Annotated in this window: 5 protein-coding genes; 2 read left to right on the top strand and 3 right to left on the bottom strand. The window is 68.0% G+C overall.

The features are described 5' to 3' along the window. Positions 1-354 (top strand): ATP-binding cassette domain-containing protein (locus tag ABW137_RS25340; RefSeq protein ID WP_526404218.1); only part of this gene is annotated, 354 nt, incomplete at its 5' end. On the opposite strand, the gene ABW137_RS25335 is transcribed toward ABW137_RS25340, so the two are convergent. The 3 genes from ABW137_RS25335 to ABW137_RS25325 are packed head-to-tail and all read right to left on the bottom strand — an operon-like array spanning position 347 to position 3,016. After that, complete coding sequence (locus ABW137_RS25335; RefSeq protein ID WP_526404217.1) at positions 347-1,798, bottom strand: FAD-binding protein; 1,452 nt, start codon at positions 1,796-1,798, stop codon at positions 347-349. The two genes, ABW137_RS25340 and ABW137_RS25335, sit on opposite strands and share 8 nt — an antisense overlap. Further along, positions 1,795-2,289, bottom strand: a complete 495-nt coding sequence (locus ABW137_RS25330; RefSeq protein WP_526404216.1) for a VOC family protein — start codon at positions 2,287-2,289, stop codon at positions 1,795-1,797. The genes ABW137_RS25335 and ABW137_RS25330 overlap by 4 nt, the downstream gene beginning before the upstream one ends. 49 nt (positions 2,290-2,338) lie before the next feature. Next, complete coding sequence (locus tag ABW137_RS25325) at positions 2,339-3,016, bottom strand: TetR/AcrR family transcriptional regulator (RefSeq protein WP_526404215.1); 678 nt, start codon at positions 3,014-3,016, stop codon at positions 2,339-2,341. Between the two features lie 111 nt (positions 3,017-3,127). On the opposite strand from ABW137_RS25325, the gene ABW137_RS25320 reads away from it, so the two are divergent. After that, the coding region (locus tag ABW137_RS25320; RefSeq protein WP_526404214.1) for a nitroreductase/quinone reductase family protein at positions 3,128-3,509 on the top strand (382 nt) is incomplete at its 3' end.

The raw sequence follows: 3,509 nt of genomic DNA, 5'->3' as shown, positions 1-3,509 counted from the left end.
CACGGCGACAAGGTGATTGGCGATGCGCTCGACGCGGTCGCGCTCGGTCACCTCGCCTCCCGTCTCGACGACACCGCCGACTGGTCCAAGGTGTTGTCCCCCGGCGAGCAGCAGCGGATCGCGTTCGCCCGGGTGCTGCTCAACGCGCCCCGCGCCGTGTTCCTCGACGAGTCCACCTCGGCACTCGACGAGGGTCAGGAGTTCGCACTGTACAAGGCCCTGCGCACTGCGCTGCCGGACTGCATCGTGGTCAGCGTGAGCCACCGCAGCACCGTCGAGCAACACCACGACGACCATCTCGAGCTGCTCGGGTCCGGCGAGTGGCGGCTGGCTCCGGTGGCGTCGGCTACGTGAGCCCCGCCGCGTGCGTGCCCGCTCGGCGGCCGAAGAACGACCCCTCGCCGAGTTGGGTGCCGCTCGAATAGCCCTTGCCGTCCTGAACGAGTTTCGACGCGCACGCGCCCGCCGCGTACAGGCCGGGGATGACGCTGCCGTCGTCGCGCAACACCTGCGCGTCGAGAGAGGTGGCGAGTCCGCCCAACGTGAACGCCGAGTACATGGCCTTGCCCAGCGACAGGTCGAACGCACCCCAGGGGCCCTTGTCCTGGGCTGCAACGTATTCCGAGCGCTTGTGGAAGTCGGGGTCCTCCCCCTTTGCGGCGTTTTCGTTGTAGCGGGCGAGGGTGGCCACCAGATTGCCCTCCGGGATGCCGAGTGCCTCCTCCATCTCGTCGACCGTCTCCCACCCGTCGATCAGCGGGACCAGTGGTACCTCGGGGCGCTCGAGATGGGCTTCGTCGACGATGAGGAACGCCGCGCTGTCGGGTTGGTCCATGACGAAGCTCGACGTGCGCGAGTGGTAGGAGTCCTCGGCAACGAAGCGTTGGCCGAGGTTGTTGACGATGATGCCGGTGAGCAGGATCTCCGGCGGATACACCGGCGCGGTCATGAACGCCTGATCCATGTGCTTGGCCTCCCCGCCAACGGAGAGGCCGAGCCTGATGCCGAGGCCGTCGTCGTAGGTGTTGCCAAGGACGAACGGCTTCTCCGCGACGTTCGGCGTGTAGGTGGCGACCATCTCGGAGTTCATCACGAAGCCGCCCGCGGCGATGACGACGGCCTTGGCCTTGATCACTCCGGTCTCGTCGAAGTGCTTCCATGCCACGCCGACCACCGCTCCGTCGTCGACGACGAGGTTCGTGGCCCCCGTCTCGTAGCGGACCTGTACGCCGAGGTCGGCGGCTCGCTTGACCAGGAGATCGATGACCATGGCCGCCCCACCGAGCTCGCCGGGCACCGGCACGGAGTGCCCACGCGGGGCGGGCTTGGCCTGCTCGTAGAACGGCCAGACCTTCTCATTGCCGGTGTAGGAAAGGCCCTCGGTGCCGGGCGGGACGACGACCTTGCCAGGGTAGTAGCTGCGCTCGAACTGAAAACCCAAGTCCTCCAACCAGTCGAAGTGCTCGACACTGCCTTCGCAGTACGCCCGGATCTTGTCGGGCTCGGGGTCGCGCGATACCGCGAGGAGGTACTTGTACATCTCCTCGGGGCTGTCGTCGTGACCGGTGGCCCGCTGCACGGCGGTGCCGCCACCGAGATAGAAGTGTCCGCCCGCCATGGAGGTGGTGCCTCCCGCTTCTGCGGCCCGTTCCAGGAGCAGCACCCGTGCTCCTGCGGCGGCGGCACTGACCGCTGCGGAACCCCCGGCGATGCCGAAGCCGACCACCACGACGTCGACCTCGTCGGACCACTCCGTCACGCCTGCGGCGTCGACGGTCTCGGGGAGTTGGGTGCTCACTGTTGCTCCTGTTTGACGTAGTCGAAGAACGCCCGGATTTCTGCTGGGACAAGGGCGATCTCGAGGTAGGGGATGCCGGCGTGCGGTGCCGAGACGTAGGCGAACCGCATGCCGCCGGGCATGGTGCCCTCGGCGACGACGGGCGTGCCGTGACGTTCGGCGTCGGCCAGCATGGCCTCGAACGCATCGGGGTTTGGCGCTTCGACGCAGACGTGGTGCAGTCCGGCGCCCGCCGTGTCGAGGTGGTCGGCATAGACGCTCGCGCCGCGCACGGGTGCGATGAGCTCGAGCTGCATCTCGCCGGCGTAGGACAGCGAGATGTTCGCTGCGAAGTCGGCGGGTTTGCCGCGGTGGGTACAGGTGTCGGGGCCAAAGGCGACGTCGGGCATGCGGACCCACTTCTTGGCGCCCATCAGGTGGGTCAGCGCCGCTTCGGTGGCGTCGAGGTCGTGCGTCACCCAGGCGATCTGGACAGGTGTCTGGTCATGCATCGCTTCGAGGATATCGCCGGCACCGGCCACTGGCTAGAACGTGTTCTAGTTACAGCGTCGACAGGCCGGCGATCACCAGCCTGAGCTGCGCGTCGAACACCGCCTCGGGGTCGGACACCGTGTCGGCGCCGTACTGCCCGAAGACCTCCAGGCTGATGGCGCCGACGAGCGCCGCCCAGAGCAGGAGGCACTTGGTCACGGTGGCGTCATCCCCCGGGAAGTCGAATTCAACGCGGACGCCGTCGAAGTCGGCCGACGTCCGGGCCGACGCGGCCGTCGAATTGGGGATCTCACCCGTCGCGATGCCCGAGGCGATCGCACCGAACAGGGTGCCGATCATCCGCGTTCCTGGCCCGACCGTCAGTTCGGCGGGCGCGTGATAGCCGGGAACCGGGCTGCCGTAGAGCAGCGCCCAGCTCGCGGGCTGGGCGACGGCCCAAGCCCTGGCGGCGTGCGCCATCCGCAGCAGCCGTTCGCGCCAGGTGCCGTCGGCCTCCCCCGCGCGTTCGACGGCGTCGGCGAGCTCGGTGTACGCGTCGACGAGGAGCAGCGTCAGCAGGTCGTCCCGGCTGGCCACGTAGCGGTAGACCGCCGACGAGACCATGCCGAGCTCTCGGGCGATCGCGCGGACCGACAGGCCTGCCGCGCCATCGGTGATCAGGTGGCGTCTGCCCAGTTCGACGATCTCGCGTTCGATGCGGTCGCGGGTGTCCTGCCGTTTGCCCATGTCGCCAGTGTCGCACAAAACAAGAGCAATGCTCTTGATTTAGCCGACCAACCGTGACATCCTCAACCGAGAGCACTGCTCACAAAGTCCGATCGACCGAGGAGAGACGCCATGACCACCCGTTACGACCCACCGAATCTCATTGCCCGCACCGCCAACGAGGTGTTCCGGCGGCTCGCCGAGGCGGGGATCAGCGTCGCGGGGACCCACGCACTTCGTGTCCGTGGCCGCAAGACCGGCAAGCTTCGCGGCGTGGTGATCAATCTGATGACCGTCGACGGCCGCGACTACGTCGTCTCACCGCGCGGCAACACCCAGTGGGCGCGCAACGCGAGGGCGGCGGGCCGGGTCGAGATGGGACCGCGCTGGCGCAGCCGCGAGGTTCGCATCACCGAGCTCGCCGACGACGCCAAGCCCGAGCTGCTCAAGATCTACCTCAAGCGCTGGTTCTGGGAGGTCAAGGGGCACGTCGGGGGCCTGACCCCAGACTCGT

The sequence above is a fragment of the Mycobacterium sp. genome, from assembly GCF_040509115.1.
Classification (GTDB): domain Bacteria; phylum Actinomycetota; class Actinomycetes; order Mycobacteriales; family Mycobacteriaceae; genus Mycobacterium.
Note: the sequence above shows the minus strand (reverse complement) of the source record. Positions and strands in the feature narration are given on the sequence as shown.

What these genes read in the sequence shown, in the direction of transcription:
- ABW137_RS25330 (WP_526404216.1), bottom strand. Translation starts at nt 2,289, where the DNA reads ATGCATGACCAGACACCTGTCCAGATCGCCTGGGTGACGCACGACCTC.
- ABW137_RS25325 (WP_526404215.1), bottom strand. Translation starts at nt 3,016, where the DNA reads ATGGGCAAACGGCAGGACACCCGCGACCGCATCGAACGCGAGATCGTC.